The sequence below is a fragment of the Cellulophaga sp. L1A9 genome (genome assembly GCF_009797025.1).
Lineage (GTDB): Bacteria > Bacteroidota > Bacteroidia > Flavobacteriales > Flavobacteriaceae > Cellulophaga.
In genome coordinates this window covers 3256869-3272105 of record NZ_CP047027.1, presented here as the reverse complement: position 1 = coordinate 3272105, position 15237 = coordinate 3256869, and the positions used below count along the sequence as shown (strand labels likewise).

The 15237-nt window shown below is 31.6% G+C and carries 13 protein-coding genes; 10 read left to right on the top strand and 3 right to left on the bottom strand.

Annotated elements, in window-relative coordinates; all coding sequences use genetic code 11:
* Positions 1-230: 230 nt before the first annotated feature.
* The gene (locus GQR94_RS14345) at positions 231-941 is read left to right on the top strand and encodes a membrane or secreted protein (protein WP_158976226.1); all 711 of its coding nucleotides are present in this window, start codon (positions 231-233) and stop codon (positions 939-941) included.
* Positions 942-997: 56 nt separating this feature from the next.
* Here GQR94_RS14345 and GQR94_RS14340 read toward each other — a convergent pair whose 3' ends face one another.
* Together GQR94_RS14340 and GQR94_RS14335 are read right to left on the bottom strand one after the other, a co-directional pair.
* Positions 998-1204 (bottom strand): helix-turn-helix transcriptional regulator, encoded by a 207-nt coding sequence (locus tag GQR94_RS14340; RefSeq protein WP_158976224.1) that lies wholly within the window; start codon positions 1202-1204, stop codon positions 998-1000.
* On the bottom strand, positions 1194-1670 hold the full coding sequence (locus GQR94_RS14335) for a hypothetical protein (protein WP_158976222.1): 477 nt from the start codon (positions 1668-1670) through the stop codon (positions 1194-1196). The genes GQR94_RS14340 and GQR94_RS14335 overlap by 11 nt, the downstream gene beginning before the upstream one ends.
* A 163-nt stretch (positions 1671-1833) precedes the next feature.
* On the opposite strand from GQR94_RS14335, the gene GQR94_RS14330 reads away from it, so the two are divergent.
* The 8 genes from GQR94_RS14330 to GQR94_RS14295 all read left to right on the top strand — a co-directional run bounded on the left by GQR94_RS14330 (position 1834) and on the right by GQR94_RS14295 (position 13116).
* Positions 1834-2427, top strand: a complete 594-nt coding sequence (locus GQR94_RS14330) for an amidohydrolase family protein (RefSeq protein ID WP_158976220.1) — start codon at positions 1834-1836, stop codon at positions 2425-2427.
* A 186-nt stretch (positions 2428-2613) separates the two neighbouring features.
* Positions 2614-5160, top strand: coding sequence for a M14 family zinc carboxypeptidase (locus GQR94_RS14325; protein ID WP_158976217.1), 2547 nt, complete (start codon positions 2614-2616; stop codon positions 5158-5160).
* A gap of 617 nt (positions 5161-5777) precedes the next feature.
* A complete protein-coding gene (locus GQR94_RS14320) occupies positions 5778-6047 on the top strand; it encodes a hypothetical protein (RefSeq protein ID WP_158976215.1) in 270 nt (89 codons plus the stop codon).
* Positions 6048-6228: 181 nt separating this feature from the next.
* Positions 6229-8151 carry a hypothetical protein gene (locus tag GQR94_RS14315; RefSeq protein ID WP_158976213.1) on the top strand — a complete coding sequence of 641 codons (1923 nt, stop codon included), beginning with the start codon at positions 6229-6231 and terminating at the stop codon, positions 8149-8151.
* Between the two features lie 13 nt (positions 8152-8164).
* Positions 8165-8776, top strand: a complete 612-nt coding sequence (locus GQR94_RS14310; protein ID WP_158976212.1) for a hypothetical protein — start codon at positions 8165-8167, stop codon at positions 8774-8776.
* A 212-nt stretch (positions 8777-8988) separates the two neighbouring features.
* Entirely contained in the window at positions 8989-10050 is a 1062-nt protein-coding gene (locus GQR94_RS14305; RefSeq protein WP_158976210.1) for a hypothetical protein, read from the top strand.
* Between the two features lie 214 nt (positions 10051-10264).
* Positions 10265-11476, top strand: a complete 1212-nt coding sequence (locus tag GQR94_RS14300) for a DUF4272 domain-containing protein (protein ID WP_158976208.1) — start codon at positions 10265-10267, stop codon at positions 11474-11476.
* 122 nt (positions 11477-11598) lie between these two features.
* Entirely contained in the window at positions 11599-13116 is a 1518-nt protein-coding gene (locus tag GQR94_RS14295) for a hypothetical protein (protein WP_158976206.1), read from the top strand.
* A 100-nt stretch (positions 13117-13216) separates the two neighbouring features.
* Here the strand turns inward: GQR94_RS14295 and GQR94_RS14290 are convergent, their stop codons facing one another.
* Positions 13217-14431, bottom strand: coding sequence for a multidrug effflux MFS transporter (locus GQR94_RS14290; protein WP_158976204.1), 1215 nt, complete (start codon positions 14429-14431; stop codon positions 13217-13219).
* A 195-nt stretch (positions 14432-14626) separates the two neighbouring features.
* Here GQR94_RS14290 and udk point away from each other — a divergent pair, with 195 nt between their 5' ends.
* Entirely contained in the window at positions 14627-15235 is a 609-nt protein-coding gene (gene udk, locus GQR94_RS14285) for a uridine kinase (protein WP_158976202.1), read from the top strand.
* Positions 15236-15237 lie beyond the last annotated feature (2 nt).

Here is a 15237-nt window from a genome sequence, read left to right as displayed (position 1 = left end):
ATTCCAAGAATTTTATTAAATGTTCTTAATTCACATTGGTACAACCGAATGAATTTCTGTCTAAGTACTTGTAAATGATTACGCATATTAAAATTGTTTAGGTATTTATAAATAGGACGCTAAAAACAAGGAATTGTTACAAACTAAAAATTATGGTTCAAGATTTAGTACAAAAGCAGCCCTATTAATTTTCTTAGTATATTTAACCTAAGAGGAAAAAACGTTTAGATATGAAAAAGTTATTGGTTGTATTATTTGGTATCATATGCCCTCTTGGGGCAGCAGCGCAATCTCTTGAAGGAGCTTGGGAAAGGTATTATACTGCTACAAATGGAGATCAATTAAAAAGTGTGGTTATTTTTTCTAACGGATATCAAGTATTAACCAATTATAATGCTAAAACAGGAGCATTCATAGATTGTAATGGTGGTACTTGGCATTTGGATCAAGAAACGATTACTGAAGAAGTTGAGTTTGATTCCCAAAGACCGACACGGATAGGTACTGAAGTTAGTTTTAAAGTGTCAATAACCAATACTACACTAACTAAATTAGAAGGGAACATTCAATTTACTAAAATAGATGATGGTACACCTGGAGCTTTGCAAGGAGCTTGGTTAATGTCTGGAAGAATTAAAAATGGTGAAACACAAGAAAGAGACACTACCCTCCCAAGAAAAACCATGAAAATTTTATCGGGCACACGTTTCCAATGGATTGCCTATAACACCGCTACCAAACAATTTATGGGAACTGGTGGTGGCAGCTATACAACGGTAGATGGAAAATATACAGAAAATATTGAATTTTTCTCTAAAGATAATTCTAGAGTTGGCGCTAGCCTAAATTTTGATTATAAGTTGATGAATGGCGATTGGCATCATTCAGGAAAATCGAGTAAAGGAGATCCCATTTATGAAATTTGGAGTTTACGAAAGTAAAAGGAATAAGGCTATTATGTAATTAATTTGTTTGATGTACAAATTTGAATCCTATTTTATAACCAATCAGAATCTTCCAAAGTAAATAGTTGGCTTATTTCAACTTTAAAAACTTCAGCTAATCTAAGCGCTAAAACTGTTGATGGAACATATTTACCAAGCTCCATCGCATTGATTGTTTGCCTACTAACTTTTGCTAATTTAGCCAAATCGGCTTGTGTAATATTTTTCTTGGCCCTTTCAATTTTTATATTATTCTTCATAGAGAGCTGCTTTTTTAAGTTTAGAAATCTGCCAGTTAAATCTGATGATAAAAAAAAGCAAGATGGTAAACATATTAAATATCATAACCCATAAAAAAGAAAAGCCGTAAATAAACGCAAAAGAAAACAGAAGTATTCCATAGTTTGCATAAACAGACCAAACTAGAGATTCTAATCTGATTTTTGAAATATACTCATCTTCTAATTTTTCTTTGGAGAAAGCAACAAACAAAGAACTTACAATAATCAAAATTCCAAAAATTTCATTTAAAATGTTATTGTCTACCATTCCGAACACTACCTTGTTTTCAAATATATCGTCTAAAAAAATAGCTGGAACATTGAAATCTAAATAATTAGGTTCATATTCAAATACCAGTGCTAGAAATCCTAGAATAGCTGATGGAATAAGCATAAAAAAGCCCATTTTTTTAAACTTATGAGGAAGGAGGTAGTTATTATTCATATAAAAATAATTTAAAATCAATCAAATGTAAAACAAACTTTACTTTTAGACAAGTATGATTTACATTTTATAATTTATTATCTATAAAAAATAATTCATAAGTGAGAATATATAATGCTTCGGCTCGCTAAATACTATAATAGTCATAAACAGGTCAATGCAAATGAAAACAATTGTAGATGAGGCAAACAGACATGGAATAACAGTTGCGGCACATGCACATGGAATAGAAGGAATTTTAGCCGCTATAAAAGCAGGTGTGACATCAATAGAACATGGAAGCTTTCTTAATGATGAGGCAATTCGTCTAATGAATGAAAAGGGTACTTATTTGGTCCCAACTATTGCGCTTCAGCAACAAATTGATCTTAAAAAACTACCACAGATAATCGCAGAAAAAGCAAAAATTGCTATAGAGAGCTCAAAAATAAGTAATGTAAAGGCCGTAAAAGAAGGAGTTAAATTTGCTTTTGGTACAGACGCACCTATTCTTCCACATGGAAAAAATGCCCTTGAATTTGAGGCTTTAACAAGCATAGGAATGACGCCCCTCAATGCCATTCAAACTGCCACAATTAATTCCGCTCAAATGTTAGACCTTAGGGATAGAGGTGAAATAAAAGTTGGGCTATTGGCTGATATTATTGCTGTTGATCTCAATCCTATTAAAAATATTCAAACCCTTGAAAATGTTGTGTTCGTCATGAAAGGGGGCATTGTGTATAAAAATGAGACTACCTATCATAGTAAAAGTTAAAAACATAGATTAGCTAGCGATGGTAACATCTAAGCCTATCGTATAATTATTATATATATTTATTAGCTTCTCAATTGTATCGCATGTTTTTTATAACATCCATAAAAGAAATAGATAATCAAATTCAAAACCTGTCAACTAGGTCTAATTTCATTATATTTAAAGAGCCAATACAAACTAAATATAATGTTGAAAAAATTATTCTTTTTGATACTACTTACCAGTACCACAATTCAAGCGCAAGATTATTTCCTTAAAAAGTTTCATCCTTTTAATGCAGCTATACCAAGCCCAGAAGAATTTCTAGGTTATGGTATTGGTGAGCACCATACTCGCCATGATTTAATTGTTGCTTATATGACTAAATTAGCCGAAACATCAGACAGAGCTACCATCTATGAATATGGCAAAACACACGAAGGTCGTAAGTTGGTTATTTTAACGATTACCAGTCCTGACAATTTAACTAATCTAGACAAACTAAAAGAACAACATTTAGCCTTTACTGATCCATCACAAAATGTATCAAATTACGAAGCTGTTCCTATATTTATCAACTTAGCCTATAATGTTCATGGAAATGAACCTTCTAGCTCTGAAGCAGCTTTACTATCTGCCTATACTTTTGCTGCATCTAATAGCCCCGAAATATTAAAATACCTCGATAATTCTGTTATTATGATAGATCCAACCATTAATCCAGATGGTCGCGATCGTCATACCCAATGGGCAAATGCCTATCAAGGAACACCTAAGGTTTCTGATCCCCAAGATGCTGAACACAATGAATATTGGCCAAGTGGAAGAACCAATCATTATTGGTTTGATTTAAATCGTGATTGGTTATTAGCTATAAATCCTGAAAGCAGAGGAAAACTAAAGTGGTATCATGAGTGGTACCCGAATGTCGTAACCGATTTTCACGAAATGGGAAGCCAATCAAGCTATTTTTTTGAACCAATGAAAGTCAACGCTTCCTTTGATCCCATCATGCCTAAAGAAAATTATGAAGACCTTAATACGATGTTTGGTGTTCAATTTGCAAAGGCATTAGACAGTATTGGATCCTTGTACTTTACTAAAGAAGTTTTTGATGGAACCTATCCCGGTTATGGGTCTTCCTATCCTGATTTACAAGGTGGTTTAGGGTTACTCTTTGAACAAGCAAGTTCACGCGGACAAGAACAAACTACTGCTTTTGGCAAAATCACTTTCCCATTCACTATTCGCAATCAATATACTTCAAGCATTACAACTGTAAAAACGGCAGTAGCAAATAAAGGGTACATGAGAAAGTATCAACAAAATTTCTTTAAAAGTGCTTTCACTAATTCCTCAAAAAGTAAAATTAAAGGATATTCTTTTGGAGATGATTATGATAAGAACCGCACCAAGGCTTTTATAGACAAACTTTTAATGCATAAGATAACGGTGTACAAATCTGAAAATCGCTATGTAGTTCCAACGAAGCAACCTCAATATCGTATGGTACAAACTATGTTTGAAACCTATTCTAAATATCGCGATAGCGTATATTATGATGCTTCTGCTTGGTCTGTTGCTAACTTCTATAACATGAAGTACAAACCCGTAACAAGTCTTAAAATGGGTGAAAAAATAGAAAACACGGATAAGCTTATCAGTGTCTCTCCTATTTCAAAATCAGAGTATGCTTATGTAATAGATTGGGATGATTACAATGCTCCAGCAGTACTTAATTACCTACAAAAAAATGGAGTAGTAGTTTCTTCTGCTTTCAAACCATTTTCACTAGCCGTCGCCAAAGAGGCAAAACCTTTTAATTACGGATCATTAGTCATACCTGTATCAAACCAAAAGAAAACCAGTCAAGAAATATATGATTTAATCCAAAAAGCACAAATAAAATATCAAGTTCCAATGTATGCCATTAATTCTGGGTACAGTTTAAAAGGTGTTGATTTAGGTAGCAGCACTATTAAACCTATTAAAAAAGTAAAAGCGGTTATGTTAATAGGAGAAGGTACTACTTCCTATGAGGCCGGAGAAGTTTGGCATTTATTAGACACCCGTATGAATATGCCTATAAGTAAAATACCTATGCGCAATTTTGATCGAAGTAATTTAGACAAATACACGACTATGGTTATGGTATCTGGCCGATACAATTTAAACAAAAAGCAAGTAGAAAAAATAAAAGCATGGGTAAGTAAAGGAAATACTTTGATAACGATTGGATCTGCTTCTAAATGGGCAATTGACAAAAAATTGGTCCAAGAAAAATTAACAAACAAAGAGAGAGATTCTTTGAAAAAAGATAGTCTCAAAATCGTTGAAAGAAAACCTTATGTATCCTCTGGTGAAAATATAGGAAAAGAGAGTGTGGGTGGTATTATTTTACGGGTAGATTTAGATATTACACATCCCCTAGCTTTTGGATATCACGACAACTCTATTCCCGTTTATAAAAATAATAATGTTTGGCTTTCTCCGAGTAAAAACGAATATGCTACAGTAGCTAAATATTCTAAAAATGCACATATTGACGGATTTATTACCGAAAAAAATATGAAAGAGAACGTACAACCTTCAGCATCCTTGATTGTAAGTAAAGTAGGCACTGGTAGGGTAGTTTTATTTGCTGATAATCCAAATTTCAGAGGAAGTTGGTATGGTACAAATCGTCTTTTCTTAAATGCACTATTTTTAGGTGATAAAATTGAAATTCCACAAGGACTGAGACAAAATGAATAAGAAATTGATGCCATAAAGAGAACACTATTATTCTAAACAGGAACAGTTACTCTAGAAAAATTTAGATTGGTTTTTTAACATCCTCCTAAAAAAAATAATGATTAAAATTGATATCCGATAATAAAATTGATTTGAATAATGCTGTAGAAAGATATTGTAGCTAAAGAGCGGGCAAAATATATTGAAGAAATTAATAATGGCTTAGAAATACCTAAAACCAAACTATTGATGGAAAACGCTGATTATAAGGAACTTTAAAAATTCACTTTAAAATTAGACATATCTTTAGAGAAATATTCCTATATTGAAGAACATTACCGAAACTCAATTAATACTTATTGATATAATAACAAAACCAACAATTGAGCTAATTGAATGTATATTAAAAATTAACAAAGAGAAATATTAGTGCTAAATTAAACACCTTTAACCTGAAAATCAGACACAAAACGACACCGATATCACTTATTAGTAGGCTCCTAACGGCATCTATAGGTATTTCCATAATTTGCACACTTTTTTTTATCATTAACCAATTTCAAGAAGAAAGTCTAGATCCCGGATATATCCTCACTACTCTAGGAGTATTAGCTATGCTTATTTTCTTTAGCTCTGACATGGATTACATTGAAAGTTCTTCCGATTATATCATAGCTAAGAATTTGGTAATCCCTTTTAAAAAAAAAATAATACCAATTGAACTTATTAAAACAATAACCCGAAAAGAAATAGGTAGTGGTAGATCTCACAGAACTCTTTTAATTATTCAAATCGTTGATCATAAAGATTATAAAATAAATATTGGTCTTATAGGCAAGAAAAGAACTAAAAATATTCTTAAACAAATCAGAAAATCCAAAATTTCTTTCAATGATCAATTAAACTAGTTCCTATTTTTTTCCCAAAGGATGAATTGTAAACTGGAGCATTTGATGCAAGTACAATATTATAAGTTTTGTTCATCTATTTAGCGCTATAGTTTTTAGCCCCAAAGTGCCTACAATGCAATCCTATTTATTCACAAGTGAACGGAGTATTGTTTATTTCACACTTAAGAAAACACCCTTAATGATTAAAAAAAAAGCACTTTTTTTCTGTTTTATTTTCCTAGTAAATTACACCAATGCTCAAGATAATTTTCCATCTTTTGACCAAGTTGCAAGCACCTTTTTTACAACCTATGATTTAAGAACAGGACAAGATTCTGATTCCATACGATTTGTTAAACAAAAAGAAGGATATTATATTGAGGAATACGATTACAACACTGATGAATTCCGTAAAAAAGAACTTTTTTGGACGTCTGATGAAAACACCTATAAAAAATTAAGTTTTCCTGAAAATAGCAATTTAGATACCCAACATATTGAATATTACTTAACTGATTATTATAAAGAGAGATTTAATACATTGCCATTTTTCGGTTACGTAGGTTGGCCAAAAGATGTTATCACATTTTTAGAACAGAAGTCTATCCTCAAAGAAATTGAATATTATGCTCTCGGAAGAGCTTATAGCAGCAGAGCCAGTCATTTATTAAATAATAGTTCTGAATTTGCTGATTCCAGCGTTCAATTTACTTTACAAGAATCAGGAAAGAATCAATTTTCTCAAGAACAACTCAAAACATATAAAAAGTATGTAGAAAAGGCTATCGAAAATTATACGCTTCTCTGTAAAAAAAACCCTAACTACCCCACTATTGTTGGCGGTATCTGCAATAAACTTCACAATGAATATGTTGCTGCATACCTGAACCTTAGCCTTTATCAAAACGAAGAAGAAGCTTTAGCATTTTTACCAGAAGGCCTTTATTCCGACTTTTTTTTAGATTACGCCAAAAACCACCTAAATTCAGTAGCACCAAATGCTATTTTATTTACCACTGGCGATAATGATACCTACCCATTTTTGTATGCTCAAGCAAAATTAAAATACCGCCAAGATGTTACTATCATAAATACCAGTTTATTAAATCAGAACAGCTATGTAAATCATTTGAGAAATGATGTAGTTATGGGTACCTCTCCAATTAAATTCACCTTACTACTAGAAACATACGCAAAGGAAAAGCTTGATGTTATTATTATAAATAATGATACCTCTACCAAGGAGTACCTTGATTTAAACAGTGTATTAAAATTAATGAATTTCAATGACCCTACTACCGTATATGAACCAGACAAAGAATATTCTCAATTACCTTCAAAACAGATAGGTATGGAAATAACGAACCAAGACACTTTAAAATTAAAATTTAAATCACAATATCTATTGCAGGGCGAAATGCTTGCATTAGATATCATACAAACCAATATAAAAAATAGACCCATTTACTGCGTATTCAACGAATTGCCAATTCTATCCAATTATTTAGAGCTATCTGGTTTCGCGTATAAGTTGACTGGTAAACCAAAAAACAAAATTGAAAATAACGCTTATCTAGCAGGAATCGATGCTGACAAAACATATTCTGTTTTGATAAACGATTTTGAATTTCATAAAATCACAGAAAAGCATTTAGGAACAAAGTTATCTGTGGTAATAGAATATATCTCAAGCTATGAAATTCTTATAAACCACTATTACACTGTGGGTGACCTAAAAAAATGCAGAGAATTACTATCAAAATTTATCGGATTTTATCCTAAAGACACCTACTTACGGGGAAACTATTGGGTTATGCATATGGCCGAAATAGCCTATACGATTGACGCTACCGAAAATGGAGATGTAATGCTTGATTATTTGTTAAAAAATTTAGAGCATGAACAAAAGAAGAATGAAATTGCGAGTGCCACCCCTACTATAGCACAATTATTAAAGAAAAATATTTTTGGAGAAGAACTTGAGAAACCACTGAGTAAAGAAAAATTAGAAGAATATTTCATTCTCCTACATAAAATGGATGCTATCAATAACAAAAACAGGAACATAAAAGAGCGTATAAATGCTTTACAAGTTTACTATGGTTTTGAAAAAACTAAATAAAAAGCATAGCAAAATGAAATATATTTCAATACTCCTCCTAGTAACAACTCTAATTTCCTGTTCAAAAAAAAAGGCAATCAGCATTACATTACTTCCTAATGAGAATAGTGTTTTTCTAAATTCCTATGGTAAAGAAAACATTGATGGCTTTTTTCCTTACAAAATTGAGGTTATAAATAATAGTTTTAATAAAGTCAGAATTAGAAATATAACAGGTTCAGGTAATTTTAGTTCCTCAAGATCTCGATTATTTTTAGAGAATGGTGAAGAAATAACACATACTAATAAGTCAATACCAGTACTTGGTTCAAAGGTAATTATAGTATTTATCCCTTTTAATATTTCAAAAAAAAATAATCTTTCTTTGAATTTTACACGAAGTTTAAATAGAACAATAAAGTTGAAGAAAATAGAAGGAATTGAAATCGACAACTATAATTATTTGAAAAACAAATTTTTGAACGACTCGATAGCCTATAGCTTTGAAGATAAAGAATACAACTTAACCTTTTTAAAGGTTGGTAGAATTTTCGAAAACAAGTATTGCAATAGAACTATTGACGAAATGATTATTGATGCGAAAAATGGAAATCGCTCCATATTCGACCCCTATAACTGTAAATAATATAGTAACGCTTTATTAGCAAAAGAAACGTCCTTTAAAAATGCAATGCGCTATTGAAGTGTATATATAAAATCAGCTCAGTAACACAGGTTTGCAAAACAGTGAAAGGCCTAATTTTGTATGCTGATATAAAAGATTTATTTTAATTTTTAATACATATTGTAAGGTACAGACGCTTTACTTTATAACATTAAATTAAAAAACACTACAATTTGGAAACAACTAAAATACCATTACTAAAATTACTTTTTTTGTTTCTTTTTTATAGTTTTTGTTGTAACAGTGGTAATGCCCAAGATAGTTTGTATTCGTTATCCTATACTGCAAACCAGCGAAATTATACTGACTCTTACTGTTCACAATACTATAGACTTGAAAAAGAGGGTAATCAATATATCTTAACTAATCCCAAAAAAATCAATGTCCTGAAAAAAAAATATGACACTATTCTGTATACCCCTAATTTTATAAAAGCAATTCTTAAAGATTCTATTTCAATTTATAGAACTTGTACACTTGAAGAAATTAAAATACCAGAATTAAAAGAGGTCTATTTTATGAAAGACGGATTAGAAGTACTCACTAGTACTGGACCTCAATATTATGATAATTCCATATCAAAAATTAATACCTTTCCCGAACCAGATCTATTCCTATGTGGCACAGTATATTCAACTACTTATTCCATTAAATTTAAAAAAGATACTAAAAAATATATTCTCGTCATCACTAAAGGCCATTTTGGATCAGTAAAGGATGAAATAACACTTAACTTTAAAGGCATTCCGGATGCTATTGATGATTTAAGTTTTTTAGACGGAAGTAATTATATTTCTGTAAGTGTAAATACTCAATATCAAAAATACCCCAATCATATTAAGATTATAAGGTACGGCAAAAGTGAAATTTATTCTTATGATTTTGATAAAGCCGTTTACCAAAAGGCTGCAAAAGAAAAACCCGCTTATTTTATTAGTGAAAGAACTAAGGATACTATTTTCCTTCTCCCTACTAGACCCCTAAACTTTTCTAAAAAAGGAAATGTAACTCTTCATCGAGTTTTACCTGAAGTTTATGAGCTGATTAACCAGAATTCTAAGGACGGTTTAATATATCTCTATAATAACAATCAAATCGGAATTTACCCTCAACACATAACTCCTGATTTTGATCAGTTTAAACAGAAAACAACTTCATTTTATCAGATTACTAAAAATGGAAAAAAAGGGTGGATAGATATTAAAACGTTCAAAGAATTCTTTAGTAAAGAATAATTAACTAGCCCACTTTAATAAAAATAGTTTAAGCCTTGCCAATAGAGCATTGAATCCTGTATTACAATATCGCTACTAGAAAAAGTAATCATCGTTTTATAATTTACATCAGAAGAATAAAGTATTGGCGAAAATTATGATTTTAAGATTCCTGTTATATACTATCCTGTTACACCTTACGTTCCATACATAACTTATCCTAAATAAAAAATTTATGGAAAATTGTACTCTTTACAGCCACAAACTAGAATTTGAAAAAATTGTACTATTGCTCAAAAAGCACCTACCAAAAGCGCATATTGATGTACAGGATCAAGAAGACAATACATCTATTATAGCCACACTTAAAGATGGTTTTTTCAGCAAACCTAAATCATTAAAATTAAATTATCGTCAAAGGAAAAACCCTTCGTACACTCTAGATAAAGTCGAGTGTGGCCTTACACAAAACTTAGAGGGCATGGTAAATTACATTCAAGCATTTCCAACCGAAAATGAAGCGATAAAAAACAAATTCCTACACAAGGTTAAGGCTGCCAATTGTGAAATTGCTTTTATAGCAGAACCAGAAATAAGCCATGAGTTTGAAACTTTTTTACGGGATTTAACACTAGAGTTAGATGCTTTTATTTTTGCCCAACCCAACAAATTATTCACAAAATCGCAAAGCCAATATTTTACGGATAAATACTTAAACCTAATTATAGATCATACCGGTGCCTGCGATATACAAGAATTAGAGGTAAATGTTGATGCAAAATATCACGATCAACCAGCAGAAAGTTACACTAAGGAACAAATAGAACGAAAAGTAACATCTGAATCCTTTTTAGAAAAGCATGGAATAAAAACGAATAAGAATCTGCCCTGCGCTATGGATGCTGCAGCTATAGAATTAAGAACTGAAAAAGAAATTATTGATAGAGCTTATGCTTTGCTAGTTATAGCTGCTAAAGGCGAAGGTGTAGCACAAGAGCATTTGATAAAAACTGTTGAAGCCAAGCAAATTGATAGTTTTTCTCCCTACGAGACATTTATATACACCACAGCAACTTTAAGCGATCAAGAAAGAGCTTATGCAACTTGGCGTTACGAAAGTTTGTATGTAGCCTTATGGGCCTTGGGGATAACAGAAGAATTAAAATATCCTGACGAAATTTGTGATGTAAGTGCTATTGTAAGTGCCATTTTTCAACCTACAAGAGAAGATTTTGAGAAAATGGTTGACGTAAAAAGTACGTCTGAAATTCTAGATGAATTGGATAAGACCTACCGCATGAATTGGGCTTGCGTAGATGCAAGAATCAACGGGAACGAAGTTACCGGAGCCATAAATTCAAGTGTAGTTTATGAAAGACATTATGCTTTAAATTGGCTTACGAACCACCAAAATCAAGATTGGGATACCATTCAAACCAATACTTAGCAACTATTTTTCTAAATAATAATTTCAAGAAAAAATAGTCTTCAATATCTGTAAAATTTAAATCCTTCATAATTTAGAATAACGTATATTTACTCTTAACAATCAAATTAAAAAGACCTACAATGCTAAAAAAAACACTTTTAAAACTTAGCCTATTTCTAGTCACAGGTTTGTTAATTACTTCTTGTAATAAAGACAATTCAGAAAACAAAGTCTTAAGTGCAGAAGAATTGAGCGAATTACGACCCGAATCAACAATTGTTTTAACTGAAGCGTCTTCAAAAACATGGAAAATAAATTCTGCAATACTTTCTTCTTCTGGTAATATATCTAAAAACGGTAAGAACAGTAACGGTACTATTCAAAAGGATGGTGATATTGATATTTCTGAAAATTTCAATGTTGTAGATGATGAATTCATTTTTAGTGGCAATGGAGAAACTGGAACTGTTGAATGGAGAAAAGGATATGGTATTGAAACTAATGCTTCTGATCCTTCAGAAACTTTATTAGACAAATATGTATCTTCTGTTTTCTCCACTTTCAAGTACAATGAAAGCAGTGCTACTATTATTGAAGCGAATGATGGCAAATGGATTTTTGAAATTGTGGACGATAACACATTAAATGCCACTATAACAAATGATGATAATTCCATTTTAAACATAAGTCTGTCTAAAAAAAATGAAACTGATTACATATCTGTCCCTGCTAATGGTCTGAGTTTTTCTAAAGCTTTCACTTTTACTAGTACTGCTATCGCCTGTTGCTCTCCCGGCATGATTGGTTCTTACAAAGAAAATGCCATTTTTTTAGTAACTAGAGAATGGGAATATGATATAGACTCAACCCTATCAATACCCGAGAGAGTTCTTAAGTTAGACATTAATACTAATGAAATTACAGAACAGCGGTTCAATAATCCGGATAAAGTTTCTAAACAACTACATCTTATCGATGATCAATTAATCGTAATTGGTGGTCAATATGTCAATCAATATAACGTCAACCTAACTGAAAATCCCGTTTCTACTTTGCATGGAAAAAGTCTTAGCCGCTTTGGAATATCTGTTATAGATAATAATGCTTTTATGATTGGAGGAGATATAGATAATTTAGAAAGTGACAAGATTTTTAAATGGAATATAGACTCTAAAACATTATCCGAATTTGCAACTCTTCCGGAACCAAAAAGTGGAGCCAGGGGTACGACACTGCACGATAATCTATATGTTTTTGGTGGTAGCGAAGCCTTTTTTGGTGACTTGCCTTCCAATTTAATATACAAAATAAATATTAAAGATCCCACTAACATTTCGGTTTTTGAAATGGATCAAAAAGCAGATTTCACATTCGTCGACAAATATGAAAACTTAATATATGTTGCTAACAGATTTGATTCAAAAGATGAAAACGGAGATATTATTGGTTCAGATTTTTCTATTGGAGTATTTAATACTGAAGACAATACCTATAAAACTATAGACACAAACTTGATAAACTCAAATGGATATGACGTGATTCATCAAATGTGTATTTTTAATGGAAAAATGTATATTATATTTAGTGATGGTCAAATAAGAACCGAAGATTTTGCAGTTTCTAGGGAATGGGAAATTTTAGTAAGTGATTTAAATTAAATTACTACCCCATATAGACATAGCTGAAAAATAAACCTATTATTAGTGAAAATTATTAATGGGTTTATTAGTAGTTACATAGCCAAAATCATCAATAAGCCTATCCCTCAACAACCACTTCCGATGGGCCTTGTCTAAAAGATAAGAAAATAAGTAAGGCTAGTATTCCACATCCACTAAGGCCAACAAACAATGGCAGTACCGTAATAGTCACATATCCTCCTATAAAAGTTGCTATAGGAATGGATACTACCGTAGAAATAAAACCTGTAATAGCTGCACCAATCCCTGCAATATGGCCTATAGGTTCCATAGCAATAGAACGCATATTTCCCCAAATAAATCCTAAACAAAAGAATATTGAGGATAAAAAAATCATCAATACAATAACGCTTGGGTTTTCGCTGCCCCAAAATAATACCACATAAGTTATAGATAATGTAGTAAACGTAATTAAGGCTATAAAGGCCAATTTTCGCATTCCGAATCGCAATACTAATGTTCCGTTTAAAAAAGTAGAGGTTCCTATTGAAACTGCTAATGCTGCAAATAAATAAGGAAAGGTTTCTTTTAAATTATATTGATCTTCAAAAACATGTTGAGCAGAACTTAAGTAGACTAAAAAAGCTCCAGTTATTAAACCCGAAATTGTGGTACACGCTAATGTTTCTTTATGTTTTACCAATTCTTTTACGCCGTTTATAAAAACGTGACTGGTAAATTTCACTTTATATTCTGGATGCAAAGTTTCCTTTTGCCTTCTCCAAAACCATATTCCAATGACTATTGCAAAAAATACTTGCATATAAAAAATTGCTTCCCAGCCCATGCTTTCTAAAATAATTTTCCCAAATGCCGGCGCAATTACAGGTACCAAAATAAAGAATGCCGTAACAAAAGACATTACTTTAGCCATATAATTACCCTCATAAGTATCTCTAATTATAGCAATTGAAATAGTCCGTGCTGCAGACAAACCAATACCCTGTAAAATTCTACCAATAATCATTACTTCTAATGTGGTCGCAAACACGCAAATAAAACTTGCGATGATATAGATAAAAAAACCTATGTATACTATGGGTTTCCGTCCAAAGCTATCTGATAATGGTCCGAAGAACAATTGCCCTACTCCCAACCCTAAAAAAATCATGGTAATTAAAAGCTGATGATCTGTAGAGTTTACATTATTAATAGCAACACCTATATCAGACAATGCCGGTAATAATGCATCTATAGATAAGGCTACAATAGACATCAAAGATGCCATTAAAGCAATAAATTCAAAATTAGGTTTGGCACTCACTTTTTTCATCCTGCAAAAGTAGCAATAAGCGCAGTCTAAGAAGGTTCTTTTACTTAATCATTTCTGTTAAAAAAATGTTTAATTAGTAGAATTTTAAGATGCTTTTATTTTTATATGCTTTAAGCTATTATCCATAATCCAATTTATCATTTCGTACTTTGTATTCTATTTCAAATACCTATTTTTGTCACAAAATTCATTGAAATGCTTATAATTGGAATTGCGGGAGGAACTGGCTGTGGAAAAACTACGGTTGTAAATCAGATAATTAACGAACTTCCAATAGGTGAAGTCGGTGTTATTTCGCAAGATTCGTACTATAATGACTTATCACATTTAACCCTTCAGGACCGTCGTAAAACAAATTTTGACCATCCTAGTTCTATAGATTTTGAATTACTAACACAGCATTTGAAAGATTTACGGGAAGGTAAATCTATTCAGCAACCCGTATATTCTTTTCTAGAATGCAATAGAACAGATGAAACCGTACCTACACATCCTAGAAAAGTAATGATTGTTGAGGGCATCTTGATTCTTACCAATCCCGAAATTAGAAAAATGTTCGATATTAAAATTTTCGTGCATGCCGATTCCGATGAACGATTAATTAGACGATTAAAAAGAGATGTTAACGAACGTGGATGGGATCTTGATGAAACCATAAGCAAATACCAGTCGGTAATTAAACCCATGCACGAAGAGTTTATAGAACCTTCTAAAGAATATTCGGATATCATTATCCCTAATAATAAATATAATACTGTTGCTGTAGAAATTGTAAAGAGTATTATAAACGAAAAATTGGTGTAAAT

Excerpts from the sequence above, each read along its gene's own strand:
- GQR94_RS14345 (WP_158976226.1), top strand. The coding sequence starts at position 231 with ATGAAAAAGTTATTGGTTGTATTATTTGGTATCATATGCCCTCTTGGG.
- GQR94_RS14340 (WP_158976224.1), bottom strand. The coding sequence starts at position 1,204 with ATGAAGAATAATATAAAAATTGAAAGGGCCAAGAAAAATATTACACAA.
- GQR94_RS14335 (WP_158976222.1), bottom strand. The coding sequence starts at position 1,670 with ATGAATAATAACTACCTCCTTCCTCATAAGTTTAAAAAAATGGGCTTT.
- GQR94_RS14330 (WP_158976220.1), top strand. The coding sequence starts at position 1,834 with ATGAAAACAATTGTAGATGAGGCAAACAGACATGGAATAACAGTTGCG.
- GQR94_RS14325 (WP_158976217.1), top strand. The coding sequence starts at position 2,614 with ATGTTGAAAAAATTATTCTTTTTGATACTACTTACCAGTACCACAATT.
- GQR94_RS14320 (WP_158976215.1), top strand. The coding sequence starts at position 5,778 with ATGGATTACATTGAAAGTTCTTCCGATTATATCATAGCTAAGAATTTG.
- GQR94_RS14315 (WP_158976213.1), top strand. The coding sequence starts at position 6,229 with ATGATTAAAAAAAAAGCACTTTTTTTCTGTTTTATTTTCCTAGTAAAT.
- GQR94_RS14310 (WP_158976212.1), top strand. The coding sequence starts at position 8,165 with ATGAAATATATTTCAATACTCCTCCTAGTAACAACTCTAATTTCCTGT.
- GQR94_RS14300 (WP_158976208.1), top strand. The coding sequence starts at position 10,265 with ATGGAAAATTGTACTCTTTACAGCCACAAACTAGAATTTGAAAAAATT.
- GQR94_RS14295 (WP_158976206.1), top strand. The coding sequence starts at position 11,599 with ATGCTAAAAAAAACACTTTTAAAACTTAGCCTATTTCTAGTCACAGGT.
- GQR94_RS14290 (WP_158976204.1), bottom strand. The coding sequence starts at position 14,431 with ATGAAAAAAGTGAGTGCCAAACCTAATTTTGAATTTATTGCTTTAATG.
- udk (WP_158976202.1), top strand. The coding sequence starts at position 14,627 with ATGCTTATAATTGGAATTGCGGGAGGAACTGGCTGTGGAAAAACTACG.